The 17,597-nt window shown below is 37.6% G+C and carries 14 protein-coding genes; 10 read left to right on the top strand and 4 right to left on the bottom strand.

Features of this window, described 5'->3' with window-relative positions:
• Positions 1–311: 311 nt before the first annotated feature.
• Positions 312–2,642: a PilZ domain-containing protein gene (locus tag H592_RS0100070; RefSeq protein WP_028866943.1), complete on the bottom strand. Its 2,331-nt coding sequence runs from the start codon at positions 2,640–2,642 to the stop codon at positions 312–314.
• A gap of 98 nt (positions 2,643–2,740) precedes the next feature.
• Positions 2,741–3,286 carry a DUF2058 domain-containing protein gene (locus H592_RS0100065; protein ID WP_028866942.1) on the bottom strand — a complete coding sequence of 182 codons (546 nt, stop codon included), beginning with the start codon at positions 3,284–3,286 and terminating at the stop codon, positions 2,741–2,743.
• A 138-nt stretch (positions 3,287–3,424) separates the two neighbouring features.
• Between H592_RS0100065 and H592_RS0100060 the strand changes: the two genes are divergently transcribed.
• Positions 3,425–3,829 carry a CBS domain-containing protein gene (locus tag H592_RS0100060; RefSeq protein ID WP_028866941.1) on the top strand — a complete coding sequence of 135 codons (405 nt, stop codon included), beginning with the start codon at positions 3,425–3,427 and terminating at the stop codon, positions 3,827–3,829.
• 272 nt (positions 3,830–4,101) lie between these two features.
• Here the strand turns inward: H592_RS0100060 and aat are convergent, their stop codons facing one another.
• Complete coding sequence (aat, locus tag H592_RS0100055; RefSeq protein ID WP_028866940.1) at positions 4,102–4,818, bottom strand: leucyl/phenylalanyl-tRNA--protein transferase; 717 nt, start codon at positions 4,816–4,818, stop codon at positions 4,102–4,104.
• A gap of 363 nt (positions 4,819–5,181) precedes the next feature.
• Here aat and H592_RS0100050 point away from each other — a divergent pair, with 363 nt between their 5' ends.
• Positions 5,182–5,784, top strand: coding sequence for a hypothetical protein (locus H592_RS0100050; protein WP_028866939.1), 603 nt, complete (start codon positions 5,182–5,184; stop codon positions 5,782–5,784).
• A 139-nt stretch (positions 5,785–5,923) separates the two neighbouring features.
• Here the strand turns inward: H592_RS0100050 and gltA are convergent, their stop codons facing one another.
• On the bottom strand, positions 5,924–7,201 hold the full coding sequence (gene gltA / locus H592_RS0100045; protein WP_028866938.1) for a citrate synthase: 1,278 nt from the start codon (positions 7,199–7,201) through the stop codon (positions 5,924–5,926).
• 398 nt (positions 7,202–7,599) lie between these two features.
• On the opposite strand from gltA, the gene sdhC reads away from it, so the two are divergent.
• The 8 genes from sdhC (at position 7,600) to sucD (ending at position 17,047) form a co-directional block, all read left to right on the top strand.
• Positions 7,600–7,974: a succinate dehydrogenase, cytochrome b556 subunit gene (sdhC, locus tag H592_RS0100040; RefSeq protein ID WP_028866937.1), complete on the top strand. Its 375-nt coding sequence runs from the start codon at positions 7,600–7,602 to the stop codon at positions 7,972–7,974.
• Entirely contained in the window at positions 7,968–8,312 is a 345-nt protein-coding gene (gene sdhD, locus H592_RS0100035) for a succinate dehydrogenase, hydrophobic membrane anchor protein (RefSeq protein ID WP_028866936.1), read from the top strand. The genes sdhC and sdhD overlap by 7 nt, the downstream gene beginning before the upstream one ends.
• Positions 8,313–10,079: a succinate dehydrogenase flavoprotein subunit gene (gene sdhA, locus H592_RS0100030; protein WP_028866935.1), complete on the top strand. Its 1,767-nt coding sequence runs from the start codon at positions 8,313–8,315 to the stop codon at positions 10,077–10,079.
• A gap of 14 nt (positions 10,080–10,093) precedes the next feature.
• Positions 10,094–10,807 carry a succinate dehydrogenase iron-sulfur subunit gene (locus tag H592_RS0100025; protein WP_028866934.1) on the top strand — a complete coding sequence of 238 codons (714 nt, stop codon included), beginning with the start codon at positions 10,094–10,096 and terminating at the stop codon, positions 10,805–10,807.
• Between the two features lie 51 nt (positions 10,808–10,858).
• Positions 10,859–13,669, top strand: coding sequence for a 2-oxoglutarate dehydrogenase E1 component (gene sucA / locus H592_RS0100020; RefSeq protein WP_028866933.1), 2,811 nt, complete (start codon positions 10,859–10,861; stop codon positions 13,667–13,669).
• A 54-nt stretch (positions 13,670–13,723) separates the two neighbouring features.
• Positions 13,724–14,890, top strand: a complete 1,167-nt coding sequence (odhB, locus tag H592_RS0100015) for a 2-oxoglutarate dehydrogenase complex dihydrolipoyllysine-residue succinyltransferase (protein WP_211235595.1) — start codon at positions 13,724–13,726, stop codon at positions 14,888–14,890.
• Positions 14,891–15,008: 118 nt separating this feature from the next.
• On the top strand, positions 15,009–16,175 hold the full coding sequence (gene sucC / locus H592_RS0100010; protein WP_028866931.1) for an ADP-forming succinate--CoA ligase subunit beta: 1,167 nt from the start codon (positions 15,009–15,011) through the stop codon (positions 16,173–16,175).
• Entirely contained in the window at positions 16,175–17,047 is an 873-nt protein-coding gene (sucD, locus tag H592_RS0100005; RefSeq protein ID WP_028866930.1) for a succinate--CoA ligase subunit alpha, read from the top strand. The genes sucC and sucD overlap by 1 nt, the downstream gene beginning before the upstream one ends.
• Positions 17,048–17,597: the final 550 nt, after the last annotated feature.

Below are 17,597 nucleotides of genomic sequence, written 5' to 3'. Positions count from 1 at the left end.
CAACCATTTGTGGCAATTTCTGCCTTAAATTGATGTCTTTTTCTTGCCAATAATTAACCATATACTTAATTAAATTGGCATAAGTAATAAGTAAACCTTTTGTTAGTTGCAAGATTAAATAGGCGGAGCAAACTGTTTGTATGCACCGCCTAACTTGATTAATAAAAGTGAGCTTGTGCCAGCATTGACGAGCTATTTCTTTGAACAGTCACCTTTTTACAGGTAATTATTAAAAGTTGACTATCAATTGTTAATGGCCAACATAAAATGATCGACCATAAACAAACCTCAACAACTACCAGCAAAAAGTCTTAATCACCAAGAATCTGTTTCGTCCTGTCTATAACTTGAATCATGGCATTAATTTTTAGTATTTCTTCTTCAATACGCTGGCCAAGATGTTTTGCATAGCAGGATAGAATATTTATTTCTGAGCTAACTACCGCTAAATCAGGTGCTTTAATGGAAGTTAGTCGGTAATGCAATATTTGCAGTTGCTTCAGTTCTTTATTTTCTAAAATAAACTTTCTTTTATTCTCTTTAGATTTAAAGTCTTCATCTAAGTAGCTATTGATTTCCCAATGTTTATTCGCAACTAATATCTTTTGAACATAAATAGTACACTCAAAATTAAGTGAATTTTCAAGTGTTGACACTGTTCTTAATGGAGTATGTAAAATACGTTCTAATAACCTTTTATTAGATAAGGCTAAGTGATTATTGCTACCTATAGCTTCACTATTAATATTAAATAATTGCTTGAGTGCCTTAGACGTGTCTGCAATAGAAGATAGTCCAATTTTTGCTTTTAAATTTTGTGTTGATACATAGAAAAAGGCGGGATGTAGCGCACTTTCTGCCGCTTCTCGTAAACGTGATGTTACGGGTTGTTTATTAGCCTTAAGTGGGATTACTTGAAAGTGTGTTGGGTTATTTTTAATTAAAATTGAAAAGAATTGGTTCATAGTTAAATAACTATCACGGGTTGCAACTTGCAAGTGGAAGGTATTATTTGGGCCAGAAGAAATCACATGGTATTCAATGTTAGAAAGGATAAATTGTTTAGATAGCTTTTGTAGATCGATAAAATCAATTTTAATTAAACTTCGTCTTGCCAACGATTCTTTGGCGCTCAATTGTATTTTTAAACCTGACGTTGAGAAATCAACTATTTTCCCAGTACAAATATCCTTGCCCGCTGTTAATTTGATTACACTGTTAAAGCTATAACGTTCTTCTTTACGTAATTCATCGGGAAACAGATCATATACAGGAACAAAGCCTGGTTGTTTTTCTCGGTGCACAAAGATATTTAATAAGTTTAGGTCTCTTTTTTCATCGCTGCGATGATCTATTTCAATGATTTCATTGGTAGCTATTTCAGTTAATGTTGCAAGATGCGTAATATCATTAAATATTGATGGCTTTATATCAGTTAACCCGTATGTTTTTTTTGCTTCATATATATTTTTTTGTAGAGTTAAATGATAGCAACGCCAATTAGGTTTAGTACGACCATACTCAATAAATAAATGCTTTAAGTTTTCTTTTTTTAATTCTTCTTCGGTCGCCGATAAGAAGAACTCCTCGCCTTCACTCATATAAGTAAAGCAATATACTGTGGTTGCTAGTGTTGGCTGCGCCATATTCAACATAGCCGCTAATCGTTTTTCAGAGAATAAAAAGGGCAGTTGATTGGCATTATCACAACGCCAATCATTTATAATTTCTTTATTAGCCTGATTTCGGAGTGAAAATATTAATGGGGAATTGTGGGCAGCATTAAGATAAAGAGGAAGGCTACTTAAGCCCATCAATGTACTGGTTCTAATGAGTTTTTCACGCGCTAGATGGAAATAATAGTGCACATCTAATTTATATTTATGTTGATTACTGCGAATAAATAATTTGATAAAATTAACAAAAGCCGGTTTATCGTCTTCTAGATTTAAATACAGATAAAAACCCGTTTTTTCTTGTTGTTGTTTAACTAAACGATAAGTTATGTTTTGCCCTGTGATAGCTTTGTCTTTGTAGTCATTCCCTAAAGCGGTAAAATCAACCTTAATGAATTGATCATCAAGGTAGTTCGACTTTTCAGATAACTTGACTTTAAGGCCTGTAATAGAGATGTTTGAAGTACTGGCTTGATGCTCAGAACCATCTTCAAGTATGACGGTTATTTTTGATACAAAAAACATACGTGCAGCAGATTGTTTACTGTGATTATTTAATTGAATGTTTTCTGTAATATTGGGATCTACTTCAGGTGTAATTTTAGCCACAGGTTTTATTGATTTTTCCTGTTTTACTTTTTGAACATGCTCTAACACTTGCTCATAAGCACCAATAGTATATTCACCATATAATTTTATTGCCGCTGTTAATTCTTTATCAGCAGAAGGGGTAAGGTAATGCATAATTTCTTGGTGCATGAATTGTTGCGTATCATCTGTTACCTTTTCACGCAGGTCAATAATTCGAGAACAAGGTTTAGCAAGTCGGCTTAATTCCATCTTGACCAGAAACTTATCACTAGTACTTTCACCAAAGAAAATTTTATCCAGCATAGTACTAAAATCCGCTTTATTTCGAAGCGGAATTAATGTTCTGATTTGCGATTGATAAGCCTTAAAATCCATAAATGCAGTATCTCTTTTTACATAGTATTTGTTATTAAAAAGTTATTCTAGGTCGATACCTTCTATATGTCACTTATTACTAAGGATCTTTTGGTGGTCTACCACATTAAATCATCTGGTATTGCAAATTCAGCATATGGGTCATCTTCTTCATTTTCTGCTGAGTTATCAGTTTGGTCATGCAGTGCAACAAGTACTGACTCATCAATAGCTCGTAATTTTTCAGCGGCTTCTTTATTGATTAAATAAAATTCATCATTTAAAACACAAATAGCAAAAGCACCTTTAATTAAACCTTGCTGAATAGAGGGGGTTACCGCAATGCGTTTAACTTTGTTTTCATATGTGAAATGGTAGTCTAGTTCACCTTGGTAATCTTTTTCACAATGCTGGGCAATCATCTGGATTAATTTACCGTGTGCAGCTCTTATTGCTAATTGTTGTTGGGTTTCTTGGTTATCCGCTAGGTCTTTTTGTCTTTGCAATTCAGTTTTTTCTTGCACTGCTTTTTGTAAGTCTGAAACAACCACTGTCCCTTTTTTTTTCTTTTGTTTTGCTTGGCGACGTTTTTCTGTTTGTGCTTGTTTTGCTTTTTGCTTATTAACTAAACCTGAATTCATTAATTGCTCTTGTAATGAAGCCATATCGAAACCTTTTGCTGATGAAATATAAAGGAAATAGTTTAGCATATAATATTATTTCAAATATCGACTTTCTTTTAAAAAAGGGTTAGATTGAATTGTCGGATAAAGGAAATGTTCAAATACAAGGAGCTGAATATAATGAAAAATTTACAAGTTAAGCAGTTTATGACAGGTAAAAGCATTGCATTCACAAAAGGAATGAATTTAGAAGCCGCTGTTGATAAATTATTATTATCTAATTTAATTGGTGGGCCTGTTGTCGATGAGTCGGGACATGTAGTAGGTTGGTTATCTGAGCAGGATTGCCTTGCTAAGTTAATTGAAGCGAGTTATTACCATGAACATGCTGCATTGGTTGAAGATGTTATGTCTGATGCTCCTTTGAGTATCCCTTCGACGCTTAGCATTTTAGATTTAGCACAGAAAATGATCCACGAAAAACCAAAAATGTATCCTGTGTTAGACGAGGATAATATTTATGTTGGTTTGATCACTCGAAAAGTTGTGCTGGGCGCAATCAAGTCACAATTACAACAAAACTAATATTAGCGATCATTTAATATTCATCAGTCGTAGTGCATATAAAACGTGCTAATTAGGCACGTTTTAGATTTATTTAAATCTAAATTAAGCCTTAAAGATACTGTAATAGAAACAGTGTGGCAGCGCCTAATATTCTGTAAATAACTCCATCTAACTTCTTTGTATTACCTTTGTATCTAAACTTCTCCTTAGTTTAACTCCACTTTTTTCATGTTTTGAACATAAGCTTTGACTTGTATTGTTCATCATAAAAATGATAATGCGACTAACTGTTACGACACTCTTGGGTTAATAACCTGTTTATTCCAGCAAGTTAAATTGATCGGGGTTCCTTTATATTGTTCAAGTTGTTTAATGAACGCTACTCGCGTGTTCGCAGTTACACCTAAACTTTGTAAATGCGCTGTCATCATTTGGCAGTCTATCAATTGCCCTTGAAAACGTGAAAAATGCTGGCTAAAAGCAATAAAAGCAAGTTTTGATGCATTAGTTTGTTGATGAAACATCGACTCACCACAAAAAATGCCACCTATATTCACCCCATATAATCCACCCACTAATTCATCTTGATCCCAGACTTCCACTGAATGTGCAACGCCGCGCAAATGTAACTGATAATAAGCAGCTTGGATCGCTGGGCTGATCCACGTTTCAGATTGCTTTTTACGTGGCTGTGCACAGGCTTTAACAACGTCTTTAAATACATGATTAATCGTCACGGTAAGTGTTGTTTGGCGAATAAATTTTTCCATGCTTTTACTTATATGCACTTGCTGTGGTTGGATTACGGCTCTTTCAGCAGGACTCCACCATAGAATGGGCTCGCCATCAGAAAACCAAGGGAAAATAGCGTGTTGATAGGCATTAAGCAGCCGTTCGGGTGATAGGTCACCCCCGATTGCTAATAGTCCTTCTGGATCATCTAACGCATTGTTGGCATTGGGGAATTGAATAGAGTCAATGGATAATGCGGTGAGTTGTTTTGGCATAAGTTCTCTAGATGTTTTGGGAAAAATAATTAAAGCTAGCTTATTTGCTAGTAAGTGATATTCCCAAGAATTTAAAAAATGCTATTTTTATATTGATCAGTTATTCAACTCAACATTATCAGGTTATAAATAACGGCGGTAATTATTTTAAAGTCTGCATTTTACATGATTTTAATAGATTAAGGATCCATAACGGTACTTAGGCTACCTTTTTTATTGGCTGTGTTTTTAAGGTAATCAAAAAGGTAATCACTTTACAGTTAGCTGTTGTTTACTCAATAAATCGGGTTTTCAAACATTTAACTATTTTATTTGTTATCGTGTATTAAATTTATCACATTTTAAAAAATTAAGGTCACATTGATGAGTGTAATCGATTACGAAAACTTGTTTGAAGTTAGAAAGCAAAAAGAAGAAGAAAAAGGGCAAGTGACTATTGTTATAACACCTGATTTAAGCATCCCATCTCCAGACTTGATGATAAGACATAGAATTAAATTTGATGATATTTTAAATTCAAAAATAACCTTTAATACCATTAGCAATTGTAACGACATTAAAGGCAGCGTGACAACATTCTATAAATTCAATAATGAATTTAAATCTATTATCTTCATTCAAAGTGAAATCATTCCCTACAGCACTGATTTAGATGATCGTTATATGAATGAGGCTTATAAATATACTTTTCTTATCCATGGGCTTGCCCATATAAATGACTTTGAAAATAGTATTAATTTTAATAAACACGATAAGCAAATAGATGTAATTAAAATTGAAGCTTATGCAGCAACCTACATACTAAAATATTTAACAGTGAAAAGTTACGACATGGCTAGGGCGTTATATGCACGCAGATTACTTAAGTTAAATAATTCAAGTGATGGTTGTTGTTTACAAATTCAACGAGAAATAATGAAGAAGTATCCAAAGAAAAAACTACTTCAATGGTCAAAACAGCTTTAAAAAAAGAGGGTACACAGATAATTAAAGGTTATGAAACCCATTAACTACTGTATACCCTCATTATTGCTCACTTTACCAAAGAACATGACCTGTAGCGGTGCTACTTAGTCACGCCATTAAGTGTGATGAGCTAGTCGTATTATTTTTCAGGGTAATGTAAATCAACTTCACCCGTATACATTTGACGAGGACGACCAATTTTTTGCCCAGGTTGATCTAACATCTCTTTCCAATGTGAAATCCAACCAATAGTACGAGAAACAGCGAATATTACTGTAAACATAGTACGTGGAATACCCATAGCACGTAAAACAATACCTGAGTAGAAGTCTACATTAGGGTAAAGTTTTTTCTCGATGAAGTAAGGGTCTTCAAGCGCAATACGCTCTAGTTCCATTGCAACATCTAGAAGTGGATCATCAATTTTCAGATCATCTAATACTTCATGACATGTTTTACGCATTACCGTTGCTCGTGGATCATGGTTTTTATAAACGCGGTGTCCAAAGCCCATTAAACGGAATGGGTCATCTTTATCCTTTGCTCTTGCAACGAACTCAGGAATACGATCAACAGTACCGATCTCTTCTAACATTTCTAAACATGCTTCGTTAGCACCACCGTGAGCAGGTCCCCATAATGAAGCAATACCAGCTGCTATACATGCGAATGGGTTAGCACCTGAAGAACCGGCTAAACGCACAGTAGAGGTTGATGCATTTTGTTCATGGTCAGCATGAAGAATCAATATTTTGTCCATTGCACTTTCTAGTACTGGATTAACAACATATTGTTCACATGGAATACCAAACATCATCTTCAAGAAATTACCGGCATAAGATAATGTGTTATCCGGGTACATGAAGGGTTGACCTATAGAATATTTGTAGCTCATTGCCGCTAAAGTTGGCATTTTTGAAATGAGACGGAATGCTGCTATTTCACGACATGACTCATTTGTAATATCTAAGGAGTCATGGTAGAAAGCTGATAAAGCACCTACTACACCAACCATAATCGCCATTGGATGAGAGTCGCGACGAAAACCGCGGTAAAATGCGACTAGTTGTTCGTGTAACATTGTATGATGAAGTACAGTGTGTTTGAACTTGGCAAATTCTTTTTCAGAAGGTAGTTGACCGTTTAGTAATAAATAACAAACTTCTAAATAATCTGATTTGTATGCTAAATCATCGATAGCATAACCTCGGTGTAGTAAAATCCCTTCATCACCGTCAATGAAAGTTATTGCAGACTCACAAGAGGCTGTTGCAAGGAAACCAGGGTCGTAAGTGAAGTAGCCTGTTTTTCCTAAGCTACGAATATCAATGACATCATTACCAGCTGTTCCACTAAAGATAGGTAGTTCAACAGGATCTTGTCCCGGTAAGTGAAGTATTGCGACTTTGTCCGACATTATTTTCTCCCTTGTTTTAAAAATTATTTATATTTTTTAAAATTCTTTGTACTCTTTTTGTACTCTTATTTTTATATACACGCTTTTTTGGTGCCACATTTTTACAGTCAAAATTTAACCTTGTCAAATTATACATTGCAACTTTGCGGGAGAAGATCGCAACAAATATTAGATAAAATCTTTAATAATCCAAAGAGCTATAATTTCTTTCAAGCCTCTGATATCTTAAGGATTGGGTGGGTGAATTTTTTAATTGTATTATTTATTGATTAATTGCAAATTTTACCGTACTTAGCTCACAAAAAAATGCGTTTCGATGTTACAAAGCATTAACAATGTGCTAACAATAGAGCCCGTAAAACAACCCCTAACTTTTAGCCATCATAAAGAGATAAATTGTGCGCAAAGAGAGACCTAAAAATTTAGACCTATCCACGGTTAAATTCCCCATTACTGCTACAGCTTCAATACTGCATCGTGTTTCTGGGATCATCGTTTTTATTGCATTAGCAATATTCCTTACCCTCCTAAACTGTTCGTTATCATCAGCTCAAGATTTTCAAAGTGTACAAGGTTATTTAGACTTGTTTATCGTTGAATTTATTTTCTGGGGATCATTAACAGGTCTTGCTTACCATGCCGTATTTGGTGTTAGGCATATGATACAAGATTTAGGGTACTGGGAAGAAATGGACAGTGCATCACTTAGTGCAAAAGTAGGCTTTGGCCTTACTGCTGTATTATCAATATTAGCGGGGATTTTAGTATGGTAAAGGTTGCAGGTACTTTCGGACGAAGCGGCGTCCACGATTACATATTAATACGTGCCAGTGCAGTTATTTTATTAGCCTACATTTTGTATCTTGTAGGCTTTGTTGCATCTGCGGATATTACTTATCAAGTTTGGACAGGCTTTTTCTCACTAACATTAACAAAAGTATTTACGTTAATGGCATTAGTGGCAATGCTAGTTCATGCATGGATTGGTATTTGGCAAGTTTTAACAGATTACGTTAAATGTACTTTATTGCGTGGCACATTACAGTTTGTGTTAACAACAATTGCATTTGCTTACGTTATTTTTGGTTTTGTAATTTTGTGGGGTGTTTAAGTGAGTTTACCTATTCGAGAATTTGATGCGATTGTTATTGGTGCTGGTGGTGCAGGTATGCGCGCGGCATTATCTATTTCGCAGGAAGGAAAAAGCTGTGCGTTGATTACTAAAGTATTTCCAACGCGTTCTCATACTGTATCTGCTCAAGGTGGTATTACAGTAGCGCTAGGTAATGCACATGCAGATAACTGGCAATGGCATATGTACGACACGGTTAAAGGTTCTGATTTTATCGGCGACCAAGATGCTATTGAGTTTATGTGTAACGAAGGACCTGATGCGGTTCGTGAACTTGAAAATATGGGTTTACCTTTTTCTCGTTTCGAAGATGGCTCAGTTTACCAACGTCCTTTTGGTGGTCAATCTAAAGAATTTGGTGGCGAACAAGCTGCTCGTACTGCAGCAGCTGCTGACCGTACAGGTCATGCTTTATTGCATACGCTTTACCAACAAAACATTAAAAATAAAACGACTATTTTCTCTGAATGGTACGCACTGGATTTATTGAAAAATGATGATGGTGATGTTGTTGGTTGTACTGCTATTGATATTGAAAGCGGTGAAGTTTGTGTGTTCAGAGCGCAAGCTACAGTACTAGCAACGGGTGGTGCAGGGCGTATTTATGCTTCTACGACTAATGCTCACATTAATACTGGTGACGGTGTTGGTATGGCATTACGTGCTGGAGTACCGGTACAAGATATGGAAATGTGGCAATTCCACCCAACCGGTATTGCTGGTGCAGGTGTTCTGGTAACAGAAGGGTGTCGTGGTGAAGGTGGTTATCTTTTAAATAAAGATGGTGAACGTTTCATGGAACGTTATGCGCCTAATGCTAAAGATTTAGCGGGGCGTGATGTTGTTGCTCGTTCAATCATGATTGAAATTCGTGAAGGTCGTGGTTGTGAAGGTCCTTGGGGAACGCACATTAAATTAAAACTAGATCACCTAGGTAAAGATGTATTAGAAACTCGTTTGCCAGGTATTTGTGAATTATCTCGTACGTTTGCTCACGTTGATCCTGTACATGAACCGATTCCAATTATCCCTACTTGTCATTACATGATGGGTGGCGTACCTACGACGGTTAATGGTCAAGTATTAAAGCTTGATGAAAATGGTAAAGATGTTGAAGTGAAAGGTTTATTTGCGGTAGGTGAAATTGCAAGTGTATCAGTTCATGGAGCAAACCGTTTAGGTGGTAACTCATTACTTGATTTGATCGTGTTTGGTCGTGCCGCAGGTAAACATCTTGGTAAAGTATTAACCAAAGAAAATACAGCTAAGCCACCTACAGAAGAAAACATTGAAGCTTCTTTAGCACGTTTCAATCGTTGGGAAAAAGGTACGGGTACAGAGTGTCCTGATCAAATTCGTAAAGATCTACAACAATGTATGCAAAATAACTTCTCAGTATTTAGAGACGGTGCTGCAATGGCTGAAGGCCTTGCCGAGTTACGCGTGTTACGTGAACGTTTGAACAATGCTAAGTTAAGCGATAAGAGCAGCGAGTTTAATACAAATCGCATTGAGTGTTTAGAATTAGATAACTTAATGGAAACTGCTTTTTCAACTGCTTTAGCGGCAAACTTCCGTACTGAAAGTCGTGGTGCGCATAGTCGTTTTGACTTCCCTGATCGTGATGATGCAAATTGGTTACACCATAGTATCTTCAATCCTGAAACAGAAAGTATGTGTAAACGTGACGTTAATATGGCGCCAGTACTACGTGAAGCTTTCCCACCTAAAGCACGTGTTTACTAAGAAGGTTTTATAATATGAATGTTACATTTTCTGTTTATCGCTACAACCCTGATGTTGATGACAAACCTTCAATGAAAGAGATGTCATTAGAAATACCTGAAGGCTCTGACATGATGGTGCTTGATGCTTTAATTGCATTAAAAGAGCAAGATAAGTCATTGTCATTCCGTCGTTCATGTCGTGAAGGTGTTTGTGGTAGTGATGGTTTAAATATTAATGGTAAAAATGCATTAGCGTGTATTACGCCTCTTTCTGATTTACTTTCTGCTGGAAAAATTGTGCTTCGTCCACTACCTGGTTTACCAGTGGTACGTGATTTAGTGATCGATATGACACAATTTTATACTCAGTATGAAAAAGTAAAGCCATTTTTAATTACAGATGGCACTATACCGCCTGCTGGAGAGTTCAAACAATCTCCTGAAGAGCGTGAAAAATTAGATGGTTTATACGAGTGTATTTTATGTGCTTGTTGTTCAACCTCTTGTCCTTCATTCTGGTGGAATCCTGATAAGTTTATTGGTCCAGCTGGTTTATTAGCTGCCTACCGTTTCCTTATCGATAGTCGAGATAGTGCAACTGAAGAACGCTTGTCGAATTTAGATGATGCTTTCAGTGTTTTTCGTTGTCACGGTATCATGAACTGCGTGAGTGTTTGTCCGAAAGGATTAAATCCGACCAAAGCGATTGGTAAAATTAAATCTATGTTATTACAACGCGCAGTTTAATTACTAAATAATTATTATTAATTAAACATTAATAAAGAATAAGGAATTTTAATGCCAACTAATGTTATGGAAACTTGGTTAGCCTCATCGCATCTTTCCGGGGCAAATTCTACTTATATCGAAGACATTTACGAATTGTATTTAGAGGATCCACTTGCTGTGGACGCTAATTGGCGTGAAGTCTTTGATGAGTTACCAAGTGTGACTGATGCTCCTGAGGAGCGTCATTCGATTATCCGTGAACAGATGAAACTTGCGGCCAAAGGGCCAAAATGTTTCACACCACCAGATGGTGCTGTTCACAATGATGCAAAACAAGTCAAAGTGTTACAATTAATCGGTGCTTATCGTAACCGTGGACATGAAATCGCTAACTTAGATCCTCTTGGTTTAGTTAAAACTGAATCAGTTAAAGAGTTAGACCCTTTCTACCATGAACTGACTGGTTCTGATTTAGATGCTAATTTCAATATCGGTTCATTTGCTGCTGGCAATGAAACGATGGTGTTAAAGGATCTTATTGCATCGCTTAAACGTACTTATTGTGGTTCGTTGGGTGTGGAATACATGCACATCACGAATACTGATGAAAAGCGTTGGATCCAAAACCGTATTGAGTCATGTGAAAGTCGCCCATCGTTCAGCAACGAAGCTAAAAATCGATTTTTAGAAGAGTTAACTGCAGCAGAAGGGCTTGAGCGTTACATTGGTGCTAAATTCCCAGGTGCAAAACGTTTCTCTTTAGAAGGGGGTGATTCTTTTGTCCCTATGCTTAAAGAAGTCATTAGGCGTTCGGGCGAGCAAGGTGCACATGAAGTTGTTATTGGAATGGCTCACCGTGGTCGTTTAAACGTGCTAGTTAACGTATTAGGTAAAAAACCCGCTGATTTGTTCAATGAGTTTGCTGGTAAACATGCCAATATAGATGGCTCAAGTGATGTTAAATATCACCAAGGTTTTAGTAGTGACTTTAAAACGGCTAAAGGTAATGTTCATTTATCATTAGCATTTAACCCTTCACACTTAGAAATTGTTAACCCTGTAGTCTTAGGTTCGGTTCGTGCTCGTCAAGAACGTTTAAATAGTATTGGTGAAAGTGTTTTACCAATCACTATCCACGGCGACTCTGCTATTGCTGGTCAAGGTGTTGTGCAAGAGACATTCAATATGTCACAAGCACGTGCATTTAAAGTAAGTGGTACTATCCGTATCGTTATCAATAACCAAGTTGGTTTCACTACTTCAAACCCTGAAGATACTCGCTCAACGCGTTACTGTACTGATATTGCTAAAATGGTCCAAGCACCCATTTTCCATGTTAATGGTGATGATCCTGAAGCAGTCATGCAAGCGGCACATATCGCAATTGATTTCCGTAATAAATTCAAACGTGATGTTGTTATTGATTTAGTTTGTTACCGTCGTCATGGCCATAACGAAGCTGATGAACCAAGTGCAACACAGCCATTGATGTACCAGAAAATCAAAAAACATCCTACGCCACGTGATATCTACAGCAAGCAACTTGAAAGTGAAGGTGTGATTGCAGAAGGTTTTGCTAAACAGCTTGTTGCTGATTACCGTGATGCCTTAGATAATGGCGAGTGTGTGGTTAAAGAATGGCAATCGATGCAAGGCAATTCAATAGATTGGTCTCCTTACCTAAAACATGACTGGGATTTACCCTACGAAGCGGGTTTCCAAAAACAACGTTTAGTGGAATTAGCGGAATCTATTAGTCATTATCCAGAAGATCAGAAACAACATTCACGTATTGCGAAAATCTACAATGACCGTCAGGCGATGGCCCGTGGTGAAAAGCTACTTGATTGGGGTTTTGCCGAAAACTTAGCTTATGCAACCTTGTTAGACTCTAAGTATAACATTCGTTTGGTAGGTCAAGATTCTGCTCGTGGTACCTTCTTCCATCGCCATGCTGTATTGCATGAGCAATCGGAAGCTAAACGTTATACTCCTCTACATAATATCTCTGATGATCAAGGTCACTTTGATGTTTATGATTCAGTGCTATCTGAAGAAGCGGTACTTGCTTTTGAATATGGTTACTCAACTGGTGCACCTAAAGGTTTATGTATTTGGGAAGCGCAGTTTGGTGACTTTGCAAATGGTGCTCAAGTTGTATTTGACCAATTCTTATCATCAGGTGAACAGAAGTGGGGCCGTATGTGTGGTCTGACTGTTTTATTACCACATGGTTATGAAGGTCAAGGTCCAGAGCATTCTTCTGCTCGTTTAGAGCGTTTCTTACAATTGTGTGCTGAGCATAATATGCAAGTATGTGTTCCTTCAACACCTGCTCAGGTTTACCACATGTTACGTCGCCAAGTAATTCGTTCAATGCGTCGCCCATTAATTGTTATGTCACCTAAATCATTGTTACGTCATCCATTAGCGGTTTCTAGCTTAGATGAATTAGCATCAGGTACATTCTTAAATGCAATTGGTGAAGTGGATGAATTAAACCCTGAAGCAGTGACTCGAATTGTTCTATGTAGTGGTAAAGTTTACTACGAACTTTTAGAAAAACGTCGTGCTGAAGAATTAAACCATATTGCGATTATACGAATCGAACAGCTATACCCATTCCCTACGGATGAAGTAAATGATTTACTTGAGCAATATGCGCATGTAACTGAGTTTATTTGGTGTCAAGAAGAGCCTCAAAATCAGGGCGCTTGGTACTGTAGTCAACATAATTTCCGTACTGTCATGCCTGAAGGCGCTACGCTGCATTATGCAGGTCGTGCAGCATCAGCATCAACGGCGGTAGGTTATATGTCTCTACATGTTAAGCAACAAAAAGCATTAGTGAACGAAGCACTTGGTTTTGATGAACAGTAATCAAAATTAAATCGAATTTATTGAAGAAAATTATTATTGTAGGAAGCGTTAATTATGATTGAAGTATTAGTTCCAGAACTTCCAGAATCAGTTGCAGATGCAACTGTAGCAACTTGGCACAAACAACCTGGCGACTTCGTCGAGCGTGATGAAGTATTAGTTGAAATCGAAACCGATAAAGTTGTTTTAGAAGTACCTGCTACAGCATCAGGTATCTTAAAAGAAATAATTGAAGATGAAGGTGCAACCGTACTTTCTAAGCAATTATTAGCTAAATTAGAAGAAGCAGATGCACCTGCTGCAGCTAAAGAAGAAGCTGCTCCAGCTGAAGCGCCTGCAGCAACTGCTGATGCAAGCCCATCTGTACGCCGTTTAATGCTTGAAGAAGGCATTGATGCACGTGATATCAAAGGATCTGGTAAAGGTGGTGTTATCACACGTGAAGATGTAGATAACTTCCGTACGTCTAAAAACAAAAGTGAAACGGCACCTAAAGTTGATATCGTTGCTGCTGTTGCTGCACGCAGCGACAAGCGCGTACCAATGACTCGTTTACGTAAGCGTGTTGCTGAACGTCTATTAGAAGCTAAAAACTCGACTGCAATGTTAACGACTTTTAACGAAGTAAACATGAAACCAATCATGGATCTTCGTAAGCAGTACCAAGAAGTGTTCGAGAAAAAACATGGTATCCGTTTAGGGTTCATGTCTTTCTACATCAAAGCTGTGACTGAAGCGCTTAAACGTTACCCAGAAGTCAATGCTGCAATTGACGGTACTGATATCGTTTACCACAACTTCTTTGATATCAGTATTGCTGTATCAACACCACGTGGTCTTGTAACACCTGTTTTACGTGATACAGATACTTTAAGTGTTGCTGACATTGAAAAGGGCATTCGTGAGCTTGCTATCAAAGGTCGTGACGGCAAATTAACGGTTGACGAAATGATGGGCGGTAACTTTACGGTTACTAACGGTGGTGTATTTGGTTCACTGCTTTCAACGCCAATTATTAACCCACCACAAGCGGCTATCTTAGGTATGCACAAAATCCAAGACCGCCCAATGGCCATTAATGGTGAAGTGAAAATTTTACCTATGATGTACCTAGCACTTTCATACGATCATCGTTTAATTGACGGTAAAGAATCAGTAGGATTCTTAGTAACAATCAAAGAACTACTTGAAGATCCAACACGTCTATTACTAGACGTTTAATATCGATTTTTAAAAATAGTCGATTGGCTGTTTATATTGTTAAACAGCCACAAAAAAATTGTTTTTACACTCACGGCCTTCGGGCTATTAAGTTTAACTAAACAGATGGAAATAAATCATGAATTTGCATGAATATCAGGCAAAACAATTATTTAAAGAATACGGTTTACCGGTTCCTAATGGTGTCGCTTGCGACAGCGCTGAAGATGCTGTGAATGCTGCATCTAAATTAGGTGGCGAACGTTGGGTTATTAAATGTCAGGTACATGCGGGCGGTCGTGGTAAAGCGGGTGGCGTACAGTTAGTTGATTCAAAAGACGGTATTCGTGAATTCGCTCATAAATGGTTAGGTCAAAACTTAGTGACTTACCAAACAGACGCAAATGGTCAGCCAGTTAATAAATTATTATTAGAAGAATGTAGTGACATTGCTAATGAGCTTTATTTAGGTGCGGTAATTGACCGTGCTTCACAACGTGTTACTTTCATGGCGTCTACTGAAGGCGGCGTTGAAATTGAGAAAGTTGCAGAAGAAACACCTGAACTAATCCATACTGTTATGATCGACCCTTTGGTTGGCGCACAAGCGTACCAAGGTCGTGAATTAGCATTTAAATTAGGTTTATCTGGTAAGCAAATTGGCCAATTCACTAAGATTTTCTTAGGCCTTGCAACTATTTTTGAAGATAAAGATTTAGCGTTATTAGAAATTAACCCATTAGTAGTGACAGGTTCAGACGACCTAATCTGTTTAGATGGCAAAATTACTATTGACTCAAATGCAATGTACCGTCAAAAAGCACTTCAAGCTATCAACGATACAACACAAGACGATGCACGTGAAATGCATGCTGCTCAGTGGGAACTTAACTATGTAGCACTTGATGGCAATATCGGTTGTATGGTTAATGGTGCTGGCCTTGCTATGGGTACCATGGATATGGTTAACCTACATGGTGGCAATCCGGCGAACTTCTTGGATGTTGGCGGCGGTGCAACTAAAGAACGTGTTACAGAAGCATTCAAAATCATCCTTTCTGATGACAAAGTTAAAGCTGTTTTAGTTAATATCTTTGGCGGTATCGTACGTTGTGATTTAATCGCAGAAGGTGTTATTGGCGCAGTAGCTGAAGTAGGTGTTTCTGTTCCTGTTATCGTTCGTTTAGAAGGTAACAATGCAGAATTGGGTCGTAAGATCTTAGCAGAGTCTGGTCTTAATATTATTGCAGCAACATCATTAACAGATGCTGCTCAGCAGTCTGTTAAAGCGGTAGGTGGAAAATAATGAGTATTTTAATTAATAAAGACACTAAAGTAATTTGTCAGGGTTTCACTGGTGGTCAAGGTACTTTCCACTCAGAGCAAGCGCTTGAATACGGTACAAAAATGGTCGGTGGTGTTTCACCTGGTAAAGGCGGACAAGTACATTTAGGCTTACCTGTATTTAATACAGTACGTGAAGCTGTAGAAGAAACGGGTGCGACAGCATCGGTTATTTATGTACCAGCTCCATTTTGTAAAGATGCTATTTTAGAAGCGATTGATGCAGGCATTAAATTAATCGTTACTATTACGGAAGGTATTCCTACACTAGATTTAGTTGCAGTTAAAATCAAACTAGATCAAGAAGGTGTTGTGATGATCGGTCCTAACTGTCCTGGTGTAATCACACCTGATGAATGTAAAATTGGTATTATGCCAGGCCACATTCATAAAAAAGGTAAAGTAGGTATTGTATCGCGTTCTGGTACATTAACTTATGAAGCCGTTAAACAAACTACAGACGAAGGTTTTGGTCAATCTACTTGTGTTGGTATTGGTGGCGATCCAATTCCTGGTTCTAGCTTCATCGATATTCTAAAATTATTCCAAGAAGATCCTGAAACTGAAGCAATCGTAATGATTGGTGAAATCGGTGGTACTGCGGAAGAAGAAGCGGCTGCATTTATCAAAGCAAACGTAACTAAACCTGTTGTTTCGTACATCGCTGGTGTTACTGCACCTGCTGGTAAGCGTATGGGACATGCTGGTGCGATTATCGCTGGTGGTAAAGGTACTGCAGAAGATAAATTTAAAGCATTAGAAGATGCAGGCGTGAAAACGACTAAATCACTTGCTGATATCGGTAAAGCACTACGCGAAGTAACTGGTTGGTAATCTCTTAACGAGATTTCTTACTGTGTTGACTCACAATATAAGCCTCGCTTTAATAGCGGGGCTTTTTTATGGCAGTTATTTATTGTGAGTTGTATTAGAACAACAGATATAAGCATAAAATTGATTAAATCTCTAGCAGCTGTTTATTTCAGTAAAGCACTACGTGAAGTAACTGGTTGGTAATCTCTTAACTAGATTTCTTACTGTGTTGACTCAGAATATAAGCCTCGCTTTAATAGCGGGGCTTTTTTGTTTGCCCAGCAAAGCTGGCAAACCCGCTCACTTGCAAGAAAGTGAGATCACCCTGATTGAGGGGAAGATAATCCGAATGGCAAGGGCGTCACTGGCTAACGGTGGGGTCTGAAGGAAGCCATAGGAAGTTAGAAGTACACAACTAACCGTAACCTGTTTCGGCAGTGTTGGTGGATAAGCGTCCAAAATAGCGCGAAGTCCAATACTCAGTCAGACCAACACTGTGTTTGAGGGTGGTCATTTCTAACAGGGAGTCAGTGTAATAACTGGGGAAGCCTGGCACTGTATCCAAGCATTT

Origin of the sequence: Psychromonas arctica DSM 14288, assembly GCF_000482725.1 — a bacterium.
In the GTDB taxonomy this organism is placed as follows: Bacteria; Pseudomonadota; Gammaproteobacteria; order Enterobacterales; family Psychromonadaceae; genus Psychromonas; species Psychromonas arctica.
This window is presented reverse-complemented; position numbering and strand designations above follow the sequence as displayed.